The organism is Pseudomonas xanthosomatis (assembly GCF_019139835.1).
Taxonomy (GTDB): domain Bacteria; phylum Pseudomonadota; class Gammaproteobacteria; order Pseudomonadales; family Pseudomonadaceae; genus Aquipseudomonas; species Aquipseudomonas fakonensis.
Genome location: NZ_CP077075.1, coordinates 5,738,419 through 5,761,061 on the forward strand (window position 1 = coordinate 5,738,419; position 22,643 = coordinate 5,761,061).

Annotated in this window: 18 protein-coding genes and 1 riboswitch; of the genes, 5 read left to right on the forward strand and 13 right to left on the reverse strand. The window is 63.6% G+C overall.

Annotated elements, in window-relative coordinates; translation table 11 throughout:
* Positions 1-28 precede the first annotated feature (28 nt).
* Complete coding sequence (locus KSS93_RS25320; RefSeq protein WP_217840306.1) at positions 29-514, reverse strand: FKBP-type peptidyl-prolyl cis-trans isomerase; 486 nt, start codon at positions 512-514, stop codon at positions 29-31.
* Here KSS93_RS25320 and KSS93_RS25325 point away from each other — a divergent pair.
* Entirely contained in the window at positions 513-815 is a 303-nt protein-coding gene (locus tag KSS93_RS25325; protein ID WP_217888804.1) for a DUF3565 domain-containing protein, read from the forward strand. The genes KSS93_RS25320 and KSS93_RS25325 overlap by 2 nt on opposite strands.
* Before the next feature lie 32 nt (positions 816-847).
* Positions 848-2,938 carry a phosphate acetyltransferase gene (gene pta / locus KSS93_RS25330; RefSeq protein ID WP_217886478.1) on the forward strand — a complete coding sequence of 697 codons (2,091 nt, stop codon included), beginning with the start codon at positions 848-850 and terminating at the stop codon, positions 2,936-2,938.
* Between the two features lie 82 nt (positions 2,939-3,020).
* Here the strand turns inward: pta and KSS93_RS25335 are convergent, their stop codons facing one another.
* The 11 genes from KSS93_RS25335 to KSS93_RS25385 form a co-directional block, all read right to left on the reverse strand.
* Complete coding sequence (locus KSS93_RS25335; protein WP_217840309.1) at positions 3,021-3,734, reverse strand: YiaD family glycine zipper/OmpA-like lipoprotein; 714 nt, start codon at positions 3,732-3,734, stop codon at positions 3,021-3,023.
* Positions 3,735-3,829: 95 nt separating this feature from the next.
* Positions 3,830-4,474 carry an MBL fold metallo-hydrolase gene (locus tag KSS93_RS25340; protein ID WP_217886479.1) on the reverse strand — a complete coding sequence of 215 codons (645 nt, stop codon included), beginning with the start codon at positions 4,472-4,474 and terminating at the stop codon, positions 3,830-3,832.
* A gap of 12 nt (positions 4,475-4,486) precedes the next feature.
* The gene (locus tag KSS93_RS25345; RefSeq protein ID WP_217886480.1) at positions 4,487-4,834 is read right to left on the reverse strand and encodes a type II toxin-antitoxin system ChpB family toxin; all 348 of its coding nucleotides are present in this window, start codon (positions 4,832-4,834) and stop codon (positions 4,487-4,489) included.
* On the reverse strand, positions 4,831-5,109 hold the full coding sequence (locus KSS93_RS25350) for an AbrB/MazE/SpoVT family DNA-binding domain-containing protein (protein ID WP_217886481.1): 279 nt from the start codon (positions 5,107-5,109) through the stop codon (positions 4,831-4,833). The genes KSS93_RS25345 and KSS93_RS25350 overlap by 4 nt, the downstream gene beginning before the upstream one ends.
* Before the next feature lie 177 nt (positions 5,110-5,286).
* On the reverse strand, positions 5,287-5,979 hold the full coding sequence (locus KSS93_RS25355; protein WP_217886482.1) for a sensor histidine kinase: 693 nt from the start codon (positions 5,977-5,979) through the stop codon (positions 5,287-5,289).
* Positions 5,976-7,583: a tetratricopeptide repeat-containing response regulator gene (locus KSS93_RS25360; RefSeq protein ID WP_217886483.1), complete on the reverse strand. Its 1,608-nt coding sequence runs from the start codon at positions 7,581-7,583 to the stop codon at positions 5,976-5,978. Before KSS93_RS25360 ends, KSS93_RS25355 begins: the two co-directional genes overlap by 4 nt.
* A gap of 130 nt (positions 7,584-7,713) precedes the next feature.
* The gene (locus KSS93_RS25365; RefSeq protein ID WP_217886484.1) at positions 7,714-10,431 is read right to left on the reverse strand and encodes a winged helix-turn-helix domain-containing protein; all 2,718 of its coding nucleotides are present in this window, start codon (positions 10,429-10,431) and stop codon (positions 7,714-7,716) included.
* 370 nt (positions 10,432-10,801) lie between these two features.
* A protein-coding gene (locus KSS93_RS25370; RefSeq protein WP_217885837.1) for an IS3 family transposase occupies positions 10,802-12,156 on the reverse strand; the annotation gives its coding sequence in 2 pieces (ribosomal slippage) (positions 10,802-11,683 and positions 11,686-12,156; 1,353 coding nt in all).
* A 166-nt stretch (positions 12,157-12,322) separates the two neighbouring features.
* Entirely contained in the window at positions 12,323-13,687 is a 1,365-nt protein-coding gene (locus KSS93_RS25375; RefSeq protein WP_217886485.1) for a DUF1329 domain-containing protein, read from the reverse strand.
* Between the two features lie 26 nt (positions 13,688-13,713).
* Positions 13,714-15,585 (reverse strand): DUF1302 domain-containing protein, encoded by a 1,872-nt coding sequence (locus tag KSS93_RS25380; protein WP_217886486.1) that lies wholly within the window; start codon positions 15,583-15,585, stop codon positions 13,714-13,716.
* Between the two features lie 325 nt (positions 15,586-15,910).
* Complete coding sequence (locus KSS93_RS25385) at positions 15,911-17,593, reverse strand: fatty acid--CoA ligase (protein ID WP_217886487.1); 1,683 nt, start codon at positions 17,591-17,593, stop codon at positions 15,911-15,913.
* Positions 17,594-17,880: 287 nt separating this feature from the next.
* Here KSS93_RS25385 and KSS93_RS25390 point away from each other — a divergent pair, with 287 nt between their 5' ends.
* From KSS93_RS25390 to KSS93_RS25400, 3 genes are all read left to right on the forward strand, one after another.
* Positions 17,881-18,846 (forward strand): 2-hydroxyacid dehydrogenase, encoded by a 966-nt coding sequence (locus KSS93_RS25390; RefSeq protein WP_217886488.1) that lies wholly within the window; start codon positions 17,881-17,883, stop codon positions 18,844-18,846.
* Between the two features lie 53 nt (positions 18,847-18,899).
* Positions 18,900-19,898 (forward strand): methyltransferase, encoded by a 999-nt coding sequence (locus KSS93_RS25395; RefSeq protein WP_217886489.1) that lies wholly within the window; start codon positions 18,900-18,902, stop codon positions 19,896-19,898.
* Between the two features lie 40 nt (positions 19,899-19,938).
* A riboswitch (yybP-ykoY riboswitch) is annotated at positions 19,939-20,058 on the forward strand.
* A gap of 90 nt (positions 20,059-20,148) precedes the next feature.
* A complete protein-coding gene (locus tag KSS93_RS25400; protein ID WP_217888805.1) occupies positions 20,149-20,730 on the forward strand; it encodes a TMEM165/GDT1 family protein in 582 nt (193 codons plus the stop codon).
* 126 nt (positions 20,731-20,856) lie between these two features.
* On the opposite strand, the gene KSS93_RS25405 is transcribed toward KSS93_RS25400, so the two are convergent.
* Positions 20,857-21,672: a M48 family metallopeptidase gene (locus tag KSS93_RS25405; protein WP_217840321.1), complete on the reverse strand. Its 816-nt coding sequence runs from the start codon at positions 21,670-21,672 to the stop codon at positions 20,857-20,859.
* Between the last annotated feature and the right edge of the window lie 971 nt (positions 21,673-22,643).

The window sequence follows — 22,643 nt, forward strand, 5'->3', positions numbered from 1 at the left end:
GGCGACTTTCTGAGCTTAGCGCAGAAAATCAGTGGTGATGGCCACCTTCACCGTGGATGTGACGGTGAGCGATTTCTTCTTCGCTGGCGTCACGCACGTCGACCACTTTGACCTTGAAGTTCAGGCGCTGGCCGGCCAGCGGGTGGTTGCCGTCAACGGTGACGTCGTCGCCGTCTACGTCACGGATGGTGACGATCTGCATCTGGCCGTCCGGCGCAGAGGCGTGGAACTGCATGCCGACTTCCAGCACGTCGACGCCTTCGAACAGGCTGCGGTTCAGGGTGCTGACCAGCTCGGCCAGGTATTCGCCGTAGGCGTCTTCCGGCTCGATGGCAACTTCAAGTTCGTCACCGGCCTGCTTGCCTTCCAGGGCTTTTTCCAGGCCCGGGATGATGTTGGCGGCACCGTGCAGGTAAACCAGCGGCGCACCACCGGCGGAGCTGTCGATGGTCTCCCCGGCGTCGTTGGTCAGGGTATAGTCGATGGACACAGCCTTGTTGGCGGCGATCAGCATGGGGCAAGACCTTTTGCAAAAGAATGTAGAACGGGGAAGTGTAACCAAGGCATCGGCCGATTGCGAACCGACCATGGACGAAGGGTCGCCCGTCAGTCTGATCACGGGCTTTCACCAGGACGAAGAAGGCCACTGGGTGGTGTCACTTTCTTGTGGCCATACCCAGCACCTGCGCCACCAGCCGCCCTGGCAGGCGCGGCCCTGGGTGCTTGACGCCGAACAGCGCCAGCGCCGCATCGGCCAGGCATTTGCCTGTGGCTGGTGCGCCCGGGGGGCGGTTAGCGATACCCTTGGCCGTTGATTCTTTTGCACCGCTTATTTCGAGAAGCACGCATGCAGACTTTTTTCATTGCGCCGACCGACTTCGGTGTCGGCCTGACCTCCATCAGCCTGGGCCTGGTTCGCACCCTCGAGCGCGCCGGGCTGAAGGTCGGCTTTTTCAAGCCGATCGCCCAGCCGCACCCCGGTGACACCGGGCCTGAGCGCTCCAGCGAACTGGTGGCGCGTACCCACGGCATCAAACCGCCCACCCCGCTGAGCCTCGCCCAGGTCGAGCGTATGCTTGGCGATGGCCAGCTGGACGAGTTGCTCGAAGAGATCATCCGCCTGTACCAGCAGGCCTGCGTCGGCAAGGACGTGGTGGTGGTCGAAGGCATGGTGCCGACCCGCCACGCCAGCTACGCGGCCCGGGTCAACCTGCACCTGGCCAAGAGCCTGGACGCCGAGGTGATCCTGGTATCGGCGCCGGAAAACGAGGTGCTCAGCGAGCTGTCCGGCCGGGTCGAATTGCAGGCCCAGCTGTACGGCGGGCCGCGCGACCCGAAGGTGCTTGGGGTGATTCTGAACAAGGTGCGCACCGACGAGAGCATGGCCGAGTTCGCCACGCGCCTGCGCGAGCACTCGCCGCTGCTGCGTGGCAACGACTTCCGCCTGCTCGGCTGCATCCCTTGGCAGAGCGAGCTAAACGCCCCGCGCACCCGCGACGTGGCCGAGCTGCTCGGCGCCCAGGTGCTCAACGCCGGTGACTACGAGCAGCGGCGCATGAACAAAATCATCATCTGCGCCCGCACCGTGGCCAACACCGTGCCGCTGCTCACCTCCGGCACCTTGGTGGTGACCCCGGGCGATCGCGACGACATCATCCTGGCGGTGAGCCTGGCGGCGATCAACGGCGTGCCGTTGGCCGGCCTGCTGCTGACCAGCGACAGCAAGCCCGACCCGCGCATCCTCGAGCTGTGCAGCGGTGCGCTGCAGGCTGGTCTGCCGATCCTGTCGGTCAGTACCGGCTCGTACGACACCGCCAACCAGCTCAACTCGCTGAACCGGGAAATCCCGGTGGATGACCGCGAGCGCGCCGAGTTCATCACCGACTTTGTCGCCACCCACCTGGACGCGGCCTGGCTGCACCAGCGCTGCGGCACCCCGCGCGAACTGCGCCTGTCGCCGGCGGTGTTCCGCTACCAGTTGATCCAGCGCGCCCAGCAGGCCAACAAGCGCATTGTTCTGCCCGAAGGCGCCGAGCCGCTGCTGGTGCAGGCTGCCGCGCTGTGTCAGACGCGTGGCATCGCCCGCTGCGTGCTACTGGCCAAACCCGAAGAGGTAGCCGCTGTGGCCCGCGCCCAGGGCATCAGCCTGCCGCCGGACCTTGAGGTGCTGGACCCGGAGCTGATCCGCGGGCGCTATGTAGAGCCGATGGTCGAGCTGCGCAAGAGCAAGAACCTCAACGCGCCGATGGCCGAGCAGCAACTGGAAGACCCGGTGGTGATCGGCACCATGATGCTGGCGCTGGGCGAGGTGGACGGGCTGGTTTCGGGCCTGGTGCACTCCACCGCCAACACCATCCGCCCGGCCCTGCAACTGATCAAGACCGCGCCGGGTGCAAGCCTGGTGTCGTCGGTGTTCTTCATGCTGTTCCCCGACCAAGTGCTGGTGTACGGCGACTGCGTGATGAACCCGCACCCCAGCGCCGAGGAGCTGGCCGAGATCGCCCGACAGAGCGCCGAGTCGGCCGAGTCGTTCGGCATTGCGCCACGGGTGGCGATGTTGAGCTATTCCAGCGATTCGGCCGGCAGCGACGAAGAGGTGGCGAAGGTGCGTGAAGCCACGCGGCTTGCGCAACACGCCGAGCAGCAGTTGCTGATCGACGGCCCGCTGCAGTACGACACCGCCGCCAACCCGGACATCGCCCGCCAGCTGGCGCCGCACAGCCCGGTGGCAGGGCGCGCCACGGTGTTCGTGTTCCCCGACCTGAACACCGGCAACACCACCCACAAGGCGGTGCAGCGCAGCGCCGACTGCGTCAGCCTCGGGCCGATGCTGCAGGGCTTGCGCAAGCCGGTGAACGACCTGCCGCGCGGGGCGCAGGTGGATGACATCGTACATACCATTGCGTTGACGGCCATCCAGGCCAGTAACGTGCGCTGATAAAAGCATCGCGGGGCAAGCCCGCTCCCACGTTTAGTCGTGGGAGCGGGCTTGCCCCGCGATTTACTTCAGCCGTTGAACGTTACGGATACTGCTGCACAGTCCCCTGCTGGTCATACTGCTGGCCTGGGATCGGCTTGAGGTTCACCTCTACCCGACGGTTCTGCGCCCGGCCATTGGCATCGGCGTTGCTGGCGATCGGCTGGTCCGGGCCCATGCCACGCACGCTCACCCGGGTGCCATCCACGCCCTGGGAGGTCAGGTAGGTGCTGACTGCCTGCGCGCGGCGTTGCGACAGGTCCATGTTGTGCTGGCGGCTGCCGGTGCTGTCGGTAAAGCCAACCACCTCGATGGTGTTCTGGTTGAACTGCTTGAACGAGCCGGCCAGGTTGTTCAGCGGCGCATAGAAGCTGGGGGAAATGTTCGCAGAGTCGGTGGCGAAGGTGATGTTGCCCGGCATGATCAGCTTGATCTGGTCGCCCTGGCGCTGAACTTCAACGCCGGTGTTGGCCATCTTGGCGCGCAGCTCGGCTTCCTGCTTGTCGGCGTAGTAGCCATAACCTGCGGCGGCGGCACCTACTGCGGCGGCGCCGATCAGCGCCCCCTTGCCACGGTTGTTGTGGTCGATGGCAGCACCGGCAATGGCACCGGCCAACGCGCCCAGGCCGCCGTACTTGGCCGTCTTGCTCATCCCCGTGGAGCCCTGGTCCTGGCTCTGGCCGTCATAGGGGTTCTGGCCGGCACAACCGGTCATCAGGGCGGCGGCGGTAGCGACGATAATCAGACGACGCATCATGGACAAGCTCCTACTGAATTCATAAGTGCAGCGGATCACATACGGATCTATGCCGTGGCTTGGATTACACCTGCGCGCAAAAATTCCATGAAACTTCACGCACGCACGAACGGGTTCTCGCGCATCTCGTCGCCGAGGCGGGTGTCCGGGCCATGGCCGGTCACCACGATGGCTTCTTCATCCAGCCGGTACAGCCGCTCCTTGATGGAACGAACGATAGCCCGCTGATCGCCACCCCACAAATCGGTACGCCCAACGCCACGTCGGAACAGGGTGTCACCGGCGATCAGCAGCTTGTGCTCGGCGAACCAGAAGCTCATCGAACCCGGCGTGTGCCCTGGAGTGTGCAGCGCCACGCCGCAGCCGCAGGCCAGCGCCTCGTCGTCGCCCAGCCAGCGGTCCGGCGCAGGGACCGGCGTATAAGGCACACCGAACATCTGGCATTGCATCTCGAGGTTGTCCCACAGCGGCTGGTCGGCCTTGTGCAGGTGCAAGGTGGCGCCGGTCAGTTCCTTGAGCCGGCCCGAGGCGAGGAAATGATCGAAGTGCGCGTGGGTGTGGATGATGCTCACCAGGGTCAGGCCGTGGTGCTGCAGGCGGGCGAGGATCTTCTGCTCGTCACCGCCCGGGTCGACGACGATGGCCTTCTTGCTGAGCGGGTCGCCGATCAGGGTGCAGTTGCACTGCAGAGGGCCGACGGGGAAGGTTTCGCGGATGAGCGATACCGAAATGTTTTCCATTGAAGCTACCCATCATTCGAAAAGTGTCTGGACACGCGCAAGGGCATCCAGGATGACAGCCTCGGGAACGGACTCGATGCGTTTGGCGTTTCTGGCTTCCAGGTCAACGGTGCGGATCTGGTTGCACAACATTACGCCCTGCGTCTGCGTACCTGCGCCACTCAAAGTGACGGCAAACCCCGCATGCCTCGCGAAATCCCCGCCTTGGGATATCGGAGCAATGACCGCAAGCCCTGAAGTGTTGAACGCCCCTGGAGTCAGAACCAACGCTGGACGGCCACCGCCCTGTTGCTCCCGACCGACAGCAGGGTCGAGGTTGACCCTGACGATATCGCCCCTGGCGAACGTACCGCGCCTCACACCTCACGCCCCACTGGGCGCATGGCATTCCAATCGGCCATATCCTCAGGCTCTGGCGCACTGAGGTCACATTGCGCCATGAGCTCTTCCAGGGTGTACTTGGGCTTGGGCCTGACTGGTTTGAGAACCAGGGTTTCGCCAGCCGTGTCGAGACTGAGGGTTGAGCCCACCTCAAGGCCGATCTGCTTGAGGACTGCTGCCGGAAGACGTATGGCGGCACTGTTGCCCCACTGCTGTATCTTGATCTGCATAAGTATCTCCCAAGGTAGATACATAGTAGGAACCCTCCCAGCCATGGCAAGTGAAATGTAGAAACTACGTATCTACATTTGTCAGTCATGGCCGGCCACGGATAGCCCACCGGAGACGATAAGGACGCCTCCTACATCACCCTGGGAAACAGCTTAACTGCAGAAGCAACCAGTGAAGTCGTTGAAGACCTCACCATTGATTCAAGGCAAATACAACCTGAACAACCCGCCCCCCAGCGCACCGCCATTGGCGATCTCGATCCGCCCGCGCACCCCGTTGCGTTCATGCAGCGCAGCGATGCGCGCGGCGAAGTACAGGCCCAGGCCGGTGCTGCCGCTTTGCTGGTCGATGCCCTGCACGTAGTCGCTCTGGCGCTCGAGCATGCGCTGTGGATAACCGGCACCATCGTCGTTGACGCTGATGACCAGTTGCTCGCCCTGCTCCTCGATGCTGATCAGCAGGGCGTGGCCGGCGTAGCGGATGGCGTTGGTGAGCACGTTGGCCACCACCGAGGCGACCAGCTCGCGGTCGAAGAAACCCAGCGGGTTGTCGGTGTCGATGCGCCAGGTCGCGAGGATGTCGCGGTGCTTGAGCACTTCCTGGTGGGCCGCCAGCTGGGCTTCGATGAAGTCATCCAGCTCATGGTAGTCGGGGCACACCGGCAGCTGGTTGACGCCCAGTTTGTACAGGCCCAGCAGCTGCACCAGCATGCCGTTCAGGTGTCTGAACTCATGCTCCATGATGCCCTGCTCGGCGCCACCCTGAAGTTCCTCTGGCAGGCGCGCCAGCCACTGGTTGTGGGCCTGGATCAACGCCGACAGCGAGTTTTTCAGGTCGTGCACGGTGGAGGCGATCACCGTGGAAAAGTCCAGCCCCTGGTTGCCCTGGGTCATGCGCCGAACACCCGTACGTGCAGCTTGCGGTAGCGCTCGTAGCGGTTGTCGCTGGCCGGAATACCAGCCACGCTGGTGAGGCAGTCGCGGCACTCCTGCAGCAGTGCCGGCGGCGGAGTTTCACCGCCAATACGCAACAAGGCCTGGGCGGTATTGAGGGCGATACTGATGTTTTTCGGTTGCAGCGACAGCGCCTTGCGGAACATGCCCAGCGCTTCGCTGAGCTGGCCGCCCTGGTAGCTGCGCACGCCCTGGCGGTTGAGGTCGACCGCCTCGGTCACCGCGCCCAGCACGGTGGGGTCGTCGGTAAGCTTGGCCACGCTCTGCATGACTTTTGGGTCATCGCCGTAGGTTTCCACGCAGCCTTTCAGGATGGAGGTGCCCGCCGCATCCTGGCCAAGCTGCTGCAGCTGTTTGGCCACGGTCAGCGCCGCTTCCACCGAGAAGAACTGGTCCATTTTCTCAAGCCGCTGCATGGCCTGCTCGGTGAGCTTGGCTGCGGTGTCCGGGTCACCGGCCTGCTGCAGGCTGGCGGCCTTCATCAGCCGCGCACGCACCTGCAGGCCCTGATCCTCGACATGCTCCTTGGCCACTTCGCTGAGCACGGTGTTGATTTCAACCCGGGTACGCGCATCCAGGCCAAAGCCTGCGTTCTTGTTCATCAGCGCCTGGGCCAGGCCCAGGTTGCTTTCGGCATCTTTGTAGCGCGAGCTCTGCCCTTGGTTGACCGAGTGCCGGTAAGCCTTGGAAGCGGTTTCGAAGTCGGCGTTCTCCAGCGCCAGCTTGCCCAGCGCCGCCTGCCGGCGTACAGCCAGCGGCGACAGGCGCACGGCTTCTTCAAGCATGTGCTGGGCGCGGCGCGACTCGCCCTGGGCCACCAGCACGTCGGCCATGCCGTCATACAGGCTGGGCATGATCGGGAAGGCCTTGAGCGCCTGCTCGAACACGCCCTGGGCCTGGGCATGCTGGCCGCGCTTGTGCAGCAGGTTGCCCAGCGCCGCATACACCCATGGCTGCGGGCGGCTGGCAAGAATGCCCTTCAGGAACTTTTCCAGCTCGTCGAAACGGTTCAGGTCGCGCAACGCGTCGGCGCGGTAGCGCAGGCACAGCGGGGCGAAGCGTGGGTCTTTCTTGCACAGCTCGGCGCAGGCGGCGAGCACCTGGGCCGGCTGGCCACGGTCCAGCGCCTGCAGAATCGGTTTGAGCAGGGTCTTGCGCTGTACCAGTTTTTCAAGGCGCTGGGCCAGGCCGACACGGTTGAACGGCTTGGTGAGATAGGCGTCCGGCTCGTGCTCGATGGCGCTGAGCACGATGGCCTGGCTGCTCTCGGCGGTGACCATGATGAACACACATTCATGGCTGATCAGCTTGTCGAGGATCAGGTCCTCGAGCACCTGCTGGCCGTTCTTCTTGCCGTCACCCAGGTGGAAGTCCTGAAGGATGAAGTCGTAGCGCTTCTGCCCGCACATACGCAGCGCCTGCTCGCCGCTGTCGGCGGTGTCGACGTCGCGCACGCCCAGCTCACGCAGCATGGAGCGGGTCGACGTACGAAAATCGGTGAAGTCGTCGACGATCAGAAAGCTTTTTTGCCCGTACTGCAGCATCAAGACGGCCTGTATTGGAATAATGGGGAAAAAGTGGCGCGCGGCGACGCATGCCGCCGAATTGTGTATCGGCAGCGAGCCGGGAAAGATGAGCGCTCAGCAGCCCGCTATGTTAGCGGGCAAAACGCCACTACGCCAGCAAACCCAGGGCCTTGGCCCGGGCTACGGCTTGCGTGCGGCGCTCCACGCCCAGCTTGCTGTTGATATGGCTGGCGTGGGTCTTGACCGTGTGCAGCGAAATGAACAGCCGTTCGCTGATCTGCTGGTTGGAGCAACCCTGGGCGATAAGTTCGAGTACCGCCAGCTCGCGGCCGCTGAGCGACTCAGTGGGGCTGCTGCTGGTTTGCGCGGCTTCGGGCAGGCGCGCCAGCAGCTCGGCCTGGACCGCACACGGCACGCGCACGGCGAGTTGCTCGCGCAACCACTGCGGGTGTATTTCGATAAGCCGCTGGAACGCTTGCAACGCGCCACCTTGCGCCGCCTCCACGGCCTGCGCCAGCAGTTTCACCGCATCACTTTCACGCCCCTGAGCCAGCAACAGCCCGACCGACTGGCACATCGCACAGATGGCCAGCGCCATGCCGCCACTGGCCTGCCCCCGGACGGCCAGTGAATGCAGGCGTGCCTCGGCGTCCGCCGGGCGCTCGAGCACCTGCTCCAGCAGCGCCCGTTGCAGTTCGATGTGCAGCGGCAGCAATGGGTGGAATTCGGGGGCTGCGGCCGGTTGCTCGCCGCCGTAGGTCTGCCCCAGGCGCAGCAGCCAGGATTCGGCGAGGTCGGTACGGCCCTGGGCCAGCCACAACTCGCACTTCACCAAGGTGATCATGGCCAAATAGAAAATCGGCGGCACATCCCAGATATGCATCAGCCGTTCGGCCTCGGCCAGTTCCGAGAAAGCCTCGGCAAAGCGCCCTTCGCGCCCGTCCAGGGTGGCGATTACGCAGTGGCCGATGAGCACGCTGATATCCCGGCAGGCGCGTGCCTCGCTAAGCCCGGCGCGCAGGCGCGTACGCGCTTGTGCCGGCTGCAGCCGTGTGGCCAGCAGGTAGCCCTCGTAGAGCGTGAGCCGGGCACGCACCGCATACAGCCGCTGGCCCGACAGCCCCTGCAGGCGCTGCAGGCCCTGACGTACTTCATCCAGCGCCCTGAGCACCTCGCCACGGGCGTGCAGCACCCGGGCCCGGTCGTAATGGGCCAGCGCCTCGAACAGTGGGTTGCCAACCCGCTGGGCCAGCTCCAGGGCTTCGCGGTTCCAGCCCCGGGCACGCCAGAAATCGCCATCGGCGATGGCCAGGTTGGACAGCGTCGACAGGCACACCAGGCGTTGCCCGTAACGCTTGCAGGGCAGGCTTTGCAGGGCTTCGCTGCAATAGCTGAAGGTGCGCTGGCGGTCACCACGGCCCCTGGCGATGATGCCGCTCAGGGCCAGCCATTGCGCCAGCATCGAGCGCTGGGCCGTGGCCGATGGCGCCGGCAGGAAGCGGCTCAGGTAGCCGGCGAGCTCTTCGGCTGCATCCAGCTGGCAAGCCAAGCCCAGGGCCCAGCTGTACAGCACGATCAGGCGCGGGGTGCTGATCAGCAGGCTGTCGGGCAAGTCCATTTTCCAGCGCAGCAACATGCCGACGTTCTGCTCGGCCAGCAGTTGTTCTTCGGACAAGCTCTGCACCAGGTCCGCCGCTACATCCAGGTGACCTGCGCGCAAGGCCTGCTCTACCGCTTCATCCAGCAGCCCCTGGCTCTCGAACCAGCGGCTGGCGCGCAGGTGCTGGCTGGCCAGGGGCCCGCTGGCCTGGCGGCTGCGCAGCAGGTCGGAGAACAGATGGTGATAGCGGAACCAGCGACCGTGCTCGTCGAGCGGCACCAGGAACACCTGGTGAGCCTGCAGGTAACGCAGCACCTCGGCGCTGTCGTCACGCTCGCGCACGGCGTCACACAGTTCAGCGCAAAAACGCTCCTGGCAGGCGGTGTCGTAGAGAAACGCCTGCACGGTGGCCGGCAGAATGTCGATGACCTCTTCGAGCAGGTAGTCGCGGATCAGCCCTTCGCCCCCATGCAGGGCCTGGGGCAGCGCGCCGTCGTCACCCGATTCGCTGGCCGCCAGCTGCCAGAAGCGCAAGCCGGCCACCCAGCCGTCGCTGCGCTGGATCAGGTTGTCCAGCGCCTGGCCACGCAGGCCGGTGGGCTGGCGGCCAATCACCGCCAATGACTCTTCAGGGGTCAGGCGCAGGTCCTGCTCGTTGAGTTCGAACAATTGGCGCGACAGGCGCAAGCGCGCCAGGTGCCAGTCGGGGCGCTGGCGGCTGGTGACCAACAGCACCAGCCCGGCGGGCAGGTGGTTGAGGAAGAACTGCAGGCAGCGGTCGAGCACCGGGCCCTGGGCCAGGTGGTAGTCGTCCAGCACCAGCAGCAAGGGGGTGTCGGGTTGCAGGTACAGCGCCAGCTCGTCGAGCAGCCCATCGAGCCATTCTTCGAAGGCGAAGGGTTGATGGCGCTGGCGCATTTTCAACAGCCCCAGCGCCTGGCCGCCCAGGGCCGGGCAAAACTGCTGCAGGCCTTCGAGCAGGCGCTCGAGAAAACGCCCGGGGTCGGCGTCGCGCTGGCTGAGGCCCAGCCAGAGGCTGCGCCAGTGCCCGGGCAACCCCTGGCAGAACTCGATGGCCAACGAGCTTTTGCCGAAGCCTGCCGGGGCGTTGACCAGTAACAGGCGCCCCGCCAGGCCTGCACTCAGGCGCTGGCACAGGCGGTCCCGCGGGACATGGGCTTGCGGCAACGGCGGCCGGAAGAAACGCCCGTCCAACAGGCCCAGTGCCTGGCTGGCGACTCCATGTATGCGGGACAGGTCTGTCATGGCCGGCTCGTTCTGTTGGGAAGACTTCGGCAAAACGGATTTTTGCGAGACTAGCGGCAAAGCGTGTGCATTTGAAGATGATGGGCGCGATTTGCGCAAAAAAGACTACGACAAAAAAAGACAACCCAGACCGATATCAGCCAAGCCAATGATGGCCCATAAACCAGCCCATGCTCTGCTGCCAGTCAGTTAGCGCAACAAATGGGCTGCTTTGCAGCCATTCGCGGGCAAGCCCGCTCCCACAAGGATTGCATAAGCTTCAGGCCAGCGCCGTACCTGTAGGAGCCGGCTTGCCGGCGATGAGGCCGATTCAGGCAGCACAAGACAGTTGCTCCCACAGGTTGGACTGCCCCCCAAAAGTTGGACAGTTTTAAGCTGCCGCCTGGGTCCTGTAATCGACAGGGCTCAGGCCATTAAGCCGTAGCTTGATGCGGTCATGGTTGTAGTAGTGAATGTACTCATCCAAGCCCGCTTTCAATTCATCAATACTCTCGAAACGCTTGAGGTAGAAAAACTCTGACTTGAGCGTGCCGAAGAAGCTTTCCATAGCTGCATTGTCCAGGCAATTGCCTTTGCGAGACATGCTCTGTTTCACGCCGCGACTGCGGAGCGTGTGGCGATACTGAGCCTGCTGGTACTGCCACCCCTGGTCGGTGTGGAGCACTAGCCTGGGCTTCTCTCCCAAGGTCTTGAGCGCCTTGTCGAGCATGTTTCCAACCAGGCTGTACTGAGGGCGAGTAGCCGTCTCGTAGGCGATGATTTCCCCGTTGTACAAATCCATCACTGGCGAAAGGTAGAGCTTCTGTTGAGCCACCTTGAACTCGGTTACGTCACTCACCCATTTCTGGTTAGGACGCTGGGCGACGAAATTTCGCTCCAGCAGATTCGTCGCTATCTTGCCAACAGTACCTCGGTACGACTTATATTTTTTGGGCCGCACCAGTGATTTCAGACCCAGGGTAACCATCAGCTTCTCGATGACCTTCTTGTTGACCAGCACCCCACCTTTCCTGATCACGAGTGCAACGCGTCGATAGCCGTAGCGCCCTTTCTCTTTGTGATAGACCTGCTGAATCTTCTCTTTTAGCTCGGCATGCTTGTCCGGCTTCTGCTGGCTCTGCACCTGATAGTAAAAGGTGCTGCGAGCCAGCCCGATCAGCCGCAGCAGATCAGGCAAAGGGAACCTAGGCTTGAGCTTGGAAGCGATCAGGACTTTTTGCCTGGTATTCGTTCCTTTTCCTCCCGCAAAGCCTTGAGCTCCTTTAAGACAGCATTCTCCATCCGCAGGTATTCGAGCTCCGCCAACAGCTGGTCTCGGGGCTTTTGCGAGTCGTCGGTATCTGTGGGTTTTGCTGGTTTGATCTTCTTCGGCACTTTGATCGGCTTTTTCTGGCGGTCTACAGGAGCTACAAGGCCACCACTGTAGTACTGCCGCTGCCAATTGCCTATCTGCGACGATTGGGCGAGGCCAAAATGCGCTGCGGTTTGACGCATGGAAAGACGATGCTCGTGCATAAAGCTCAGCACCTGCCGCTTGAAGTCGTCGTCATAGCGCTGCCCGTTAGAGCGCGGAGAAAGGCTGAACTTGCTCTGATGGCTTGAAACCCACCGGCGTAGCAAGCTGTAGTCGACACCGAAAAGCTGGGCCACCTTGCGGAAGCCATTATTGCCATCCAGGTACGCTGAGATGGCTGTGAGCTTGAACTGCTCTGTGTATTTGCTCATAGGTCCCCCAAGGGTTGGATTTTTTGTCCAACTTCTTGGGGGCAGTCCAGGTACAGCGCCAGCTCGAAAAGTTGCGCGCCTTTGTGAGAGCTTGCCTTGGATAAACAGAAACGCCCCGGCAAGCCGGGGCGTTCTGGGAGTTTACAAGGAGGGTGCAGCACTTAACTCATTTGATGCCACTCTGACGCAGTGCGGCAGGCTGGAAGTCTGCCTTGCTGGCGGTGAAACCAAAGTCGTAGGCGCGCTTCTCTTCGTTTTTCATGCCCAGTGCCAGGTAACGGCCCGATTGCAGGTCGTAGATGGACTCGAGGGTGTACCACGGCACTTGCTTGTCGTAGTACGGCTGGGCATGCGCCTCGGACACCCGCCACAGCTGGTTGCGCCCGTCGTACTGGTCGATCACGGCCGCTTGCCAGGTGTCCTCGTCGATGTAGAAGTCACGCTTGGCGTAGATGTGCCGCTGGCCCGGCTTGAGCGTGGCGACCACATGCCATACGCGACGCAACTCGTAGCGTGCCAGGTCCTGGTTGATGTGGCCGGCCTTGATGATGTCGGCGTACTTGAGCTTCGGGTCATCGAGCTTGAAGGCGTTGGAGGCGATGTACAGCTCCTTCTTGCCTTCGAGCTTCCAGTCGTAGCGGTCTGGCGCACCGTTGAACATGTCGAGGTTGTCGGAGGTACGCAGGCCGTCGGCGGCGGTACCCGGGCCGTCGTACGACACTTGCGGCGCCTGGCGCACACGGCGCTGGCCGGCGTTGTAGATCCAGGCCTTGCGCGGTTCCTTGACCTGGTCGAGGGTCTCGTGCACCAGCAGCACGGTACCGGCCAGACGCGACGGCGCGGTCACTTCCTGCATGAAGTAGAACAGCACGTTGCCCGGGTTGTTCGAGTCGTAGTCCTTCATCTTGTCGCGGAACACGAACTTGTCGCTGAAGTACACCAGGCTGTAGGAGCCGTTCGGCTGCGGTGTGGCCTGGGTGACCAGGCGCGAAACGCTGCCACCGCGGTAGCGGGTGATGTGGTTCCAGATCACCTCGAGGCCGTCCTTGGGAATCGGGAACGGCACCGCGGTGCGGAAATTGTTCAGGCCGTTGCCGCCTTCGACCAGAGTGGTCTTGGTGGCGTTTTCCTTGATGGCGGCGAACACATCGTCAGGCACCGTGGAGCCGCGGTGGGTCTTGTACACCGGGAGTTTGTAGCTGTCCGGGTAGCGCTTGAGCATCGCCATCTGGCCAGGCGAGAGCTTGTCCTTGTACTGCTCGGCGTTCTGCGCGGTGATGGTGAACAGCGGCTTCTCGCTGGCGTACGGGTCGGACAGGAAGCCTTTGGCGTCGGCGCTGCCGGCCGACTTGGATAGTGGCTCCCACGGGCCGATGGAGCCATCGGCGTTGCCGGCCTTTTCTGCGCCCATCGGCGTGAGGGTCGAGCCCAGCTTGGCCGCCTCGTCGGCGGACACCGCCGCCATGACGCTGGTGGCCAGCAGGGACATGCCCAGTACCCCGGCCTGCAGCAGACGTGTGGTCATTTTCATGTTGTTGTCGTCCTGGGTCAGTGTTCTTAGAAGTTCACGCCGAAGCTGAGGGCGACGAAGTCGCGATCGTCCACGGTGGTGTACTTGCCATCGAAGAAGTTGGTGTACGACAGGCTCGCCGTGTAGGTGTTCTGGTACTCGGCGTCCAGGCCCAGGCTCACGGCTTTGCGGCCTTCCTCGAAGTTGCCGCCAGGGCCAGGCGAGTAGCCCGAGACGTCGTGGGACCAGGCCACGCTTGGCTTGAGGTTGACCCCGGCGAATACATCCGGGTATTCCCAGATGGCGCGGGCGCGGTAGCCCCACGAGGTGCTGGTGGTGAAACCATCGCTGTTGCAATTGCGCGAGAGGTTGGCGGTGGAACTGCCCAGGCCGGAGCCGCCGATGGTCGTGCCGTTGAGCGCTTGGCACATGCCATTTGGCAGTTCGCCTGGCCCGTACACCGGGTCACGGCCATAACGCGCCTTGCTGTTGCTCTCGAGACCGCCAACGTAAGTGAGGCCGACTTCACCCACCAGCGTGAGCCGGCTGGCGCCCATGACCTGATCGAAGAAGTGGGTGAAGGTAGTCTGGATCTGGGTGACTTCCTTGCGTTTATAGCCGTGCAGATCCTGCCCTGCAGTACCTTTGAGCACGGAGGCATCGTTATATGCGTCGATCGGTGTCACGCCGGCGAACAGGATATCTGTGGAGTTCAACTGTACGGGAGCGTTGGGGCGATAACTCACCTCACCGCTCCAGGCCGTGCCGGTTGGCAGCGTTGTGGAGAAGCTAAGGCCGTAAAGACGAATGTCTTCCGGGTACTCGACGAAATACTGCGAATTGCCCGCGACAATCAACGCCTGAAGGTTGGGCGGCAACAGTGCGATACGGTCGAACACCGCTTGCGAAGCGCCAGTTGCACTGAAGATTGGTGCACGGCTGTGATAATTGATGAAGTAGGCACCGAACTCCGTATCCAAGGGCTCGAACATATAGCGGAACGCGACGCCGAACTGGCCACTGTCGCGCGCATCACGATCGGCACCGCGACGAACCAGCACGCCTTCATCGTTGTAGTTCACGCCGTTCAAAGCCAACAACCCACGGACTGGGGCAGGCAGTGCATTGAGCGATCGGCCACTGGAAAGTACCCGCAGGTTATCGGTGCAACCATCGGCAATGATGTCGGGCTGCGAGAAGAACGTGCCGCAGTTGTCGACGACTGTCTGGTCCCACTCAAGCTGGTAGAAGGCTTCGGCCGACAGGTTGTCGGTGATGCTCTGCGAGATATAGAACATGTTGACCGGGATCAGGCCTTCCTTCACCTCGGAGCCCGGGCGGCGAAACGCCGACACGTCGATCGGGTTGATCGAGTTGATACCGCCGCCAATGAAGGTGCTTTCACCCCAGCTGACCACCTGCTTGCCGAAACGCACCGAACCCGGCATGTCGGCAATGGCGTAGTTGTGGTAGATGAAGGCGTCGAGAATCTCCCCGCCCGAGGACTTGGCGCCCTCCTTGCGGTTGGAGTCGCTGATGTCCTTGAACTCGCGGTGTTCGTCCTTCAACTCGAAGTCGTACCAGTACTTGCCGCGCACGAACACGCCAGTGTCGCCGTACTTGAGCTCGAGGTCGTGAATGCCCTTGAAGATCTTCGAGAAGGTTTCGCCCTTCTTGAAGTTCAGGTGGCCGTCGTCGGAAGTTTGCGACAACCCCTTGCCGCCGTTGTTGACCCCGATGAGGTTCTTGTTGGGGTTGGCGGTCGACCAACTGGCGCCGATGGAGAGCGACGAGTCGAACTGGCCTTCGATTTCCCCGATGTTGAAGCTGACAGCGAAAGCAGGGCTTGCAAGCGTAGAAGCGAGGCTGACGGCCAGAGGCAGACGTGCCCGGCGCCAGAACGGGTTTGCAGATGTCATCGACGCTACTCCATGTACTTTATTGTTATGGCAGTGAGTCCCTTCAAGAACGGCTCGAGCGCCCGGTGACGCAGGCTCCTGCCCGTGGCGCTGCGCATGCCGCGCGTCGCCTCCCCATTCCTGAAATTCCCCTGACCCGACTATAGCCAGCGGTCACAGGCGCTTGATCCCTCTAAAGTGTGATTTGTGTTGCGTGGCCGTGACACACATCGGTAACCCGCCTGGGTGCCGACCGTGCTCAAGCATGGACCATTTTAATCGTTTGGCAAGGCTCCAACCGCTCTGGCATGCGGCCCACAACCTGAATGGCATGGGCCGCGTGCGGTTACAAGGTGGACAGGAAAGCGCTGTTACTGGCCTGCCACTGGCTGATGTCCAGGCGGATGCGCTTCTTGTCGAGCTTGCCGACGCTGGTCTTGGGAATTTCAGTAACAACGGCGATCTGGCTGGGAATCGCCCACTTGTTGATGTGCCCCTGCTCGACGAACGGCTTGAGGTGCTCTTTCAACGCGCGCGCATCGAGGGCCTGGCCGTCGCGCAGCACCACCAGGGCGAACGGCCGCTCGCCCCACTGCGGGTCGGGCACCCCGACCACCGCCACTTCGCGCACCGCCGGGTGGCGGCTGACCAGGTCCTCGAGGTCCAGCGACGAGATCCACTCGCCACCGGTCTTGATCACATCCTTGATACGGTCGCGGATATCGATGAAACCCATGCCGTCGAGGGTGGCCACATCGCCGGTGTGCAGCCAGCCGCCCTGCCACAGCTCCTCGCTTTTTTCCGGCTCGTTGAAGTAACCCATGGTGAGCCACGGTGCGCGCAGTACCAGTTCGCCCTGGGCCTCGCCATTGGCGGGCAGGAAGTTGCCGTTGGCATCGACGATGGCGGCCTCCACCAGTGGCACCGGCACGCCGGCCTTGATCCGGTAGGTGACGCGCTCGTCCTCGCTGCCGGCCTGCAGTTCGTCGTTCAGGTGCGCGGCGCTGATCAGCGGGCAGGTTTCCGACATGCCGTACGCCGCAGTGAGCTGGATGCCGCGGGCCAGGGCCGCTTCGTAAAGGGCGCGGTTGAGCGCGCTGCCACCGATGATGATCTTCCAACCGCCGAAGTCCTGGCCTTGCGCATTGGGGCAGTTGAGCAACATCTGCAGGATGGTCGGCACGCAGTGCGAGAAAGTGACCTTTTCTTCGCGCCACAGCCGCACCAGCATGTCCGGCTCGTAGCGCCCCGGGTACACCTGCTTCATGCCCAGCATGGTAGCGGCATAGGGGATGCCCCAGGCATGCACGTGGAACATCGGGGTGATGGGCATGTACACATCGTTGCTGCCCAGCAGGCGCACGCTGTCGATGCTGCCGGTGACCGAGGCCTCGGCCAGGGTGTGCAGCACCAGCTGGCGGTGGGTGAAGTACACGCCCTTGGGGTTGCCGGTGGTGCCGGTGGTGTAGAAGGTGGTGGCCACCGAGTTTTCGTCGAAGTCCGGGAAATCGTAGTGCGGGCTGGCGGCGGCCAGCAACTGCTCGTACTCGCCGACCAGCCCGGGCAGCTCGGCGGATTTGTCCGGCCCGTCGGTCAGCAGCAGGGTCTTGTCCACCGTGGTCAATTGGCCGGCGATGGCCTGGTAGAGGCCGACGAAGTCGCTGTTGACCAGCACGAAGCGGTCTTCGGCGTGGTTCATGGTGTAGAGGATCTGCTCGGGCGACAGGCGCACGTTGATGGTGTGCACCACCGCGCCGATCATCGGGATGGCGAACATGCACTCGAGGTAACGGTGGCTGTCCCAGTCCATCACCGCCACGGTGTCACCAGCCTTCACCCCGGCTTCGGTCAGCACGTTGGCCAACCGGGCGATGCGCTCGTTCAGCTGTGGATAAGTCAGGCGGACCTGGTCGCGGTAGACGATTTCGCGGGTTTTTTCGTAACGGCTGCCCGACATCAGCAGGCGCTTGATCAGCAGAGGGTATTGGTAGGCGCCCTCGGCGGGCTTGATGATGCGCGTCTGCAGCATGGAGTATCCCTTTTCTCGAAAACAGGCAGGACAATTCAGATACTTACTGTAGAACGGTGACGCACCGGTCAAATCAGCCGAAGGAATGATTTGGCTGGGTGAGGTATGAGTGGCAAGCGTTGACTCAAGGCGACCTGGCGCTCGACACTGCGGCTGATGGCCTCTTCGCGGGCAAGCCCGCTCCCACAGGTACAGCGCCAGCCTTGAAACCTGCGCCATACCTGTAGGAGCGGGCTTGCCCGCGAAAGCCCCACCCCATCCGTTGCGCCCCACCACCGGAGAGCTCCATGCCCAGTTTGCGTCGCGCCGTGTTTCTCGACCACCAGTCCCTCGACCTCGGTGACCTCGACCTGTCGCCACTCAGTCAGCAGTTCGACCAATTCGAGCTGTACGCCGCCACCGCCCCCGGGCAAGTGGCCGAACGGTTGCAGGGGGCAAGCGTGGTGGTCAGCAACAAGGTCATGCTCGACGCCGCGGCGCTCGCGGCCAACCCGCAGCTGAAGCTGATCCTGGTGGCCGCCACCGGCACCAACAATGTCGACCTGGCCGCCGCCCGCGCCCAGGGCATCACCGCGTGCAACTGCCAGGGCTACGGCACGCCGTCGGTGGCCCAACACACCATCGCCCTGCTGCTGGCCCTGGCCACCCGCCTGTGCGACTACAACCAGGCCGTGGCCGCCGGCCAGTGGGCCAAGGCCAGCCAGTTCTGCCTGCTGGACTTCCCCATCGTCGAACTGCAAGGCAAGACCCTCGGCCTGCTCGGCCATGGCGAGCTGGGTGGCGCCGTGGCGCGCCTGGCCGAAGCCTTCGGCATGCGCGTGCTGAGCGGGCAGATCCCGGGGCGCCCGGCGCGTGACGATCGCCTGCCGCTGCAAGAACTGCTGCCGCAGGTCGATGCGCTGACCCTGCACTGCCCGCTCAACGAACATACCCGGCACATGATCGGTGCCGGCGAACTGGCTCTGCTGAAAAAGGGCGCGCTGGTGGTCAACACTGCCCGTGGCGGCCTGATCGACGAACAGGCCCTGGCCGACGCCCTGCGCAACGGCCACCTGGGTGGCGCCGCCACCGATGTGCTCAGCGTCGAGCCGCCGGTCAACGGCAACCCGCTGCTGGCGGCAGATATCCCGCGCCTGATCATCACCCCGCACAGCGCCTGGGGCGCGGTGGAGTCGCGCCAGCGCATCGTCGGCCAGCTGGCCGAGAACGTGCAGGCCTTTTTCGCAGGCCAGCCACGCCGCGTGGTCAGCTGAGCCCCGGGCCGGGCTCTGCTACACTGCGCCACTTTTTTCAGGAGGCGTCGTCCATGGACCCGCGCAGTGAAGTGTTGCTCCGCCAGGCGGACCTGTTCCAGGGTCCGCTGCTGATCGCCGGAGCCCCCGCCGACGGCCTGCTCGCCGAGCTGCCACAGGCCCACGCCTGGACCTGGCACGCCGGCGACCAGGCGCTGCTGCAGGGCCGCTTTGCCGGCCGCTGCCACCATGGCGTCGAGGCGCCCGCCGTGGCCTTCGACAGCGCCGTGCTGTTTCTGCCCAAGTCCCGCGAACTGGCGGCCTACCTGCTCAACGCCCTGGCCTCGCGCCTGGCCGGGCGCACCCTGTACCTGGTGGGCGAAAAACGCGGCGGCATCGAGGGCGCGGCCAAGCAACTGCAAGCCTTCGGCAAGCCACGCAAGCTCGACAGCGCCCGGCACTGCCAGCTGTGGCAGGTGACAGTGGACAACGCCCCTGAAGCCAAGCCGCTGGAAAGCCTGGCCGAACGCTTCGAACTGGCGCTGGCCGACGGCCCGCTGCAGGTGGTCAGCCTGCCGGGGGTGTTCAGCCATGGCCGCCTGGACAAGGGCAGCGCACTGCTGCTGGAACACCTCGACGGCCTGCCGGTCGGCCAGGTGCTGGACTTCGGTTGCGGCGCCGGCGTGCTCGGGGCAACGGTCAAGCGCCGCTACCCGCAAAGCCAGGTGACGCTGCTGGACGTGGACGCCTTCGCCGTGGCCGCCAGCCGCCTGACTTTGGCCGCCAACGGCCTGGAGGGCGAGGTGATCAGCGGTGACGGCATCGACGCCGCGCCCCAGGGCCTGGACCTGATTCTGAGCAACCCGCCGTTCCACACCGGGGTGCACACGCACTACCAGGCAGCGGAGAACTTGCTGAAAAAGTCCGGCCAACACCTGCGAAAAGGTGGCGAAATGCGGCTTGTCGCCAACAGCTTCCTGCGTTACCAGCCACTGATCCAGGAGGCCTTGGGCAACTGCGAAACCCGCGCCGAGGCCATGGGTTTTCGCATTTACCGCGCCACGCGCGGTTGAAAAACAGCGCTTGCCTAAAGCCATGGGCGTAGGCAGAATCCGCTCCGTCCTAGGGGAGTAGTCTCCCGCGAGCGCCCTGCTCGCCCGGTACGCGTCAACATACTTGGCCCACAGGCCATGGCGCGTACGACCCGCGGTCCGCACAGACGGGCCTGGGTTTGACAAGACCTATGACACGCACACCTTACCCGGGGCGGGGAGGCTGTACGTGTCATAGCCGTGTCGACCCGCCCCCGTAGGAATCCTGATGCTGGAATCGCTGCTCGTCCCCACCGCCATCGTTGCCCTCGCCGAAATCGGCGACAAGACGCAACTGCTCGCACTCATTCTTGCCGCACGTTTTCGCAAGCCCTGGCCGATCATTGCCGGCATCATCGCCGCCACCCTGGCCAACCATGCCGCAGCCGGCGCCGTGGGAGCGTGGGTAGGTGGTTTCTTCAGCGAATCGGTATTGCACTGGGTCCTGGCCGCGAGCTTCACCGCCACTGCGTTGTGGACCCTGGTGCCGGACAAGATGGACGATGACGAGAACCCGGCGCGGCGCTTCGGCCCGTTCCTGACCACGTTGATTGCGTTCTTTTTGGCGGAGATCGGCGACAAGACCCAGGTTGCCACGGTGATGCTGGCCGCCCAGTACCCGCACCTGATCATGGTGATCATCGGTACCACCCTGGGCATGCTGATTGCCAACGTGCCGGTGGTACTGGCGGGTAATTTTGCCGCTGACAAACTGCCGCTGACGCTGATCCGTCGCCTGGCGGCGACTGCGTTCTTCGTGCTGGCCGTGGTTGCCGTGTATTCGGCGATGAAGACCAGCGGCTGGATAGGCTAACCGTTTGAAAGGGGGCCGCTGTGCGGCCCTTTCGCGGCACAAGGCCGCTCCTACAGGAATGTACGGTCCCTTGTAGGAGCGGTCTTGTGCCGCGATGGGCTGCAAGGCAGCCCTGCCAGAAGTGACTTACTTCTTGGCCGCCTGATACAGCGGCATCACCTTCGGAATGGCCGCCTGCAGCGAAGCGATACGGCTGCTGGAGGCCGGGTGGGTGCTCATGAACTCAGGCGGCGCGCCTTCGGACGCCTTGCTCATCTTGTTCCACAGGGTGATCGCGGCGTTCGGGTCGTAGCCGGCACGGGCCGACAGTTCCAGGCCGATCAGGTCGGCTTCGTTCTCGTTGGCCCGGCTGTTGGGCAGGGTCATCGAGTAGTTCACCACGGTATCGGCCAGCGCCATGCTGTCCTGGCCCAGGCCGAACAGTGCACCGGCGCCCTGACGGGCCATTTCCACGCCATAAGCCTTGGACATCGCTTCACGGCCATGCTCGCGCAGGGCGTGGGCGATCTCGTGGCCCATGACCGCGGCAATTTCAGCATCGGTGAGCTTGAGCTGATCGATCAGGCCGGTGTAGACGATGATCTTGCCACCCGGGCCGCAGTTGGCATTGAGCTCGTCACTCTTGATCACATTGACTTCCCATTTCCACTGCGCGGCATCCGGCCGGAACTGTGGAGCCTGGGCGATGAGGCGGTCGGCGATGGCCTGCACGCGCTTGGCATCGCTGCTGTTCTTGTCCAGTACGCCCTTGCTCGACGCCTCACCGAGGGTCTGCTGGTACGACTGGGCATACATCTGGTTGACCTCATCGGTCGAGAGCATGCTGAACATGTACTGCTTGCGCTCGACGCCAACGGCGCCGCCGCTGGTGGTATTGACCGCCTGGCAGCCGCCCAGCAGGACGCTGGCGCTCAACATGCTGACAACGAATGACTTACGCATGAAAACACTCCCTATTTACGTGCCGCGTATCCTAGGCGTTGACGCCCTCTGCCGCCAGAGCCACAGGTAAGATTTGCGCCTCTGCTCTCATGCTTAGGTATTAGCCCGCCGATAACACAAGCACACGACCTCCCTTGCGTGCGGAGCCTTTCATGAAGTTCAAGTCGATCCAGTTTTCCGTGGCGGCCCTGGCCGGCGCCGTCGTACTGAGCATTGTCGCAGCGCTGGTGCTCTACGCCGTGTATTCCAGCCAGCGCACCCAGGCCCTTGTGCAGCAACGCACCCAACAGCAGTTCGAGGCGGTGATCGAACAGCGCCTGTCGGCCCTGGCCCGCACCCAGGTCAGCGAGATCCAGCGCGGCCTCGAAGCCCCTTTGTCGATTGCCCGCAGCCTGGCCACCGGCAACGCCATGGTCGGCATGCAGGGCGCCGATGGGCGGCCGCTGATGCAGGTCGACCGCCAGTCACTGATCAACCAGCTCAAGCGCACCGTCGAGGTCAACCCGAGCGTACTCGGCGCCTACCTGGGCTGGGAGCCCGACGCACTGGACCACGCCGACGCCCGTTATGTGGGCAGCAACCTGGTGGGCATCGACAGCGCCAGCGGGCGCTTTTTGCCCTGGTGGTTCCGCAACGGCGACGGCAGCCTGGGCCAGGACAAGCTGGCCGACGTCAACGACCGCACCGTACTGGCCACCGGCGTGCGCGCCAGCGAGTACTACCTGTGCCCCAAAGAATCGAAGAAGGCCTGCGTGATCGACCCGGCGCCCTACAAGGTGGGCGACAAGATGGTCATGCTCGCCTCGTTCGTCGAACCGATCATGATCGACGGCCAGTTCCAGGGCATGGCCGGCGCGGACCTTTCGGTGAACTTCATCCAGGACCTGCTCAGCGCCGCCGACCGCCAGCTGTATGACGGCGCCGGCGAACTGGCCCTGGTGTCGAGCAATGGCCGCCTGGTGGCCTATACC

Excerpts from the sequence above, each read along its gene's own strand:
- KSS93_RS25325 (WP_217888804.1), top strand. The coding sequence starts at position 513 with ATGGGGCAAGACCTTTTGCAAAAGAATGTAGAACGGGGAAGTGTAACC.
- KSS93_RS25320 (WP_217840306.1), bottom strand. The coding sequence starts at position 514 with ATGCTGATCGCCGCCAACAAGGCTGTGTCCATCGACTATACCCTGACC.
- pta (WP_217886478.1), top strand. The coding sequence starts at position 848 with ATGCAGACTTTTTTCATTGCGCCGACCGACTTCGGTGTCGGCCTGACC.
- KSS93_RS25335 (WP_217840309.1), bottom strand. The coding sequence starts at position 3,734 with ATGATGCGTCGTCTGATTATCGTCGCTACCGCCGCCGCCCTGATGACC.
- KSS93_RS25340 (WP_217886479.1), bottom strand. The coding sequence starts at position 4,474 with ATGGAAAACATTTCGGTATCGCTCATCCGCGAAACCTTCCCCGTCGGC.
- KSS93_RS25350 (WP_217886481.1), bottom strand. The coding sequence starts at position 5,109 with ATGTATCTACCTTGGGAGATACTTATGCAGATCAAGATACAGCAGTGG.
- KSS93_RS25355 (WP_217886482.1), bottom strand. The coding sequence starts at position 5,979 with ATGACCCAGGGCAACCAGGGGCTGGACTTTTCCACGGTGATCGCCTCC.
- KSS93_RS25360 (WP_217886483.1), bottom strand. The coding sequence starts at position 7,583 with ATGCTGCAGTACGGGCAAAAAAGCTTTCTGATCGTCGACGACTTCACC.
- KSS93_RS25365 (WP_217886484.1), bottom strand. The coding sequence starts at position 10,431 with ATGACAGACCTGTCCCGCATACATGGAGTCGCCAGCCAGGCACTGGGC.
- KSS93_RS25375 (WP_217886485.1), bottom strand. The coding sequence starts at position 13,687 with ATGAAAATGACCACACGTCTGCTGCAGGCCGGGGTACTGGGCATGTCC.
- KSS93_RS25380 (WP_217886486.1), bottom strand. The coding sequence starts at position 15,585 with ATGACATCTGCAAACCCGTTCTGGCGCCGGGCACGTCTGCCTCTGGCC.
- KSS93_RS25385 (WP_217886487.1), bottom strand. The coding sequence starts at position 17,593 with ATGCTGCAGACGCGCATCATCAAGCCCGCCGAGGGCGCCTACCAATAC.
- KSS93_RS25390 (WP_217886488.1), top strand. The coding sequence starts at position 17,881 with ATGCCCAGTTTGCGTCGCGCCGTGTTTCTCGACCACCAGTCCCTCGAC.
- KSS93_RS25395 (WP_217886489.1), top strand. The coding sequence starts at position 18,900 with ATGGACCCGCGCAGTGAAGTGTTGCTCCGCCAGGCGGACCTGTTCCAG.
- KSS93_RS25405 (WP_217840321.1), bottom strand. The coding sequence starts at position 21,672 with ATGCGTAAGTCATTCGTTGTCAGCATGTTGAGCGCCAGCGTCCTGCTG.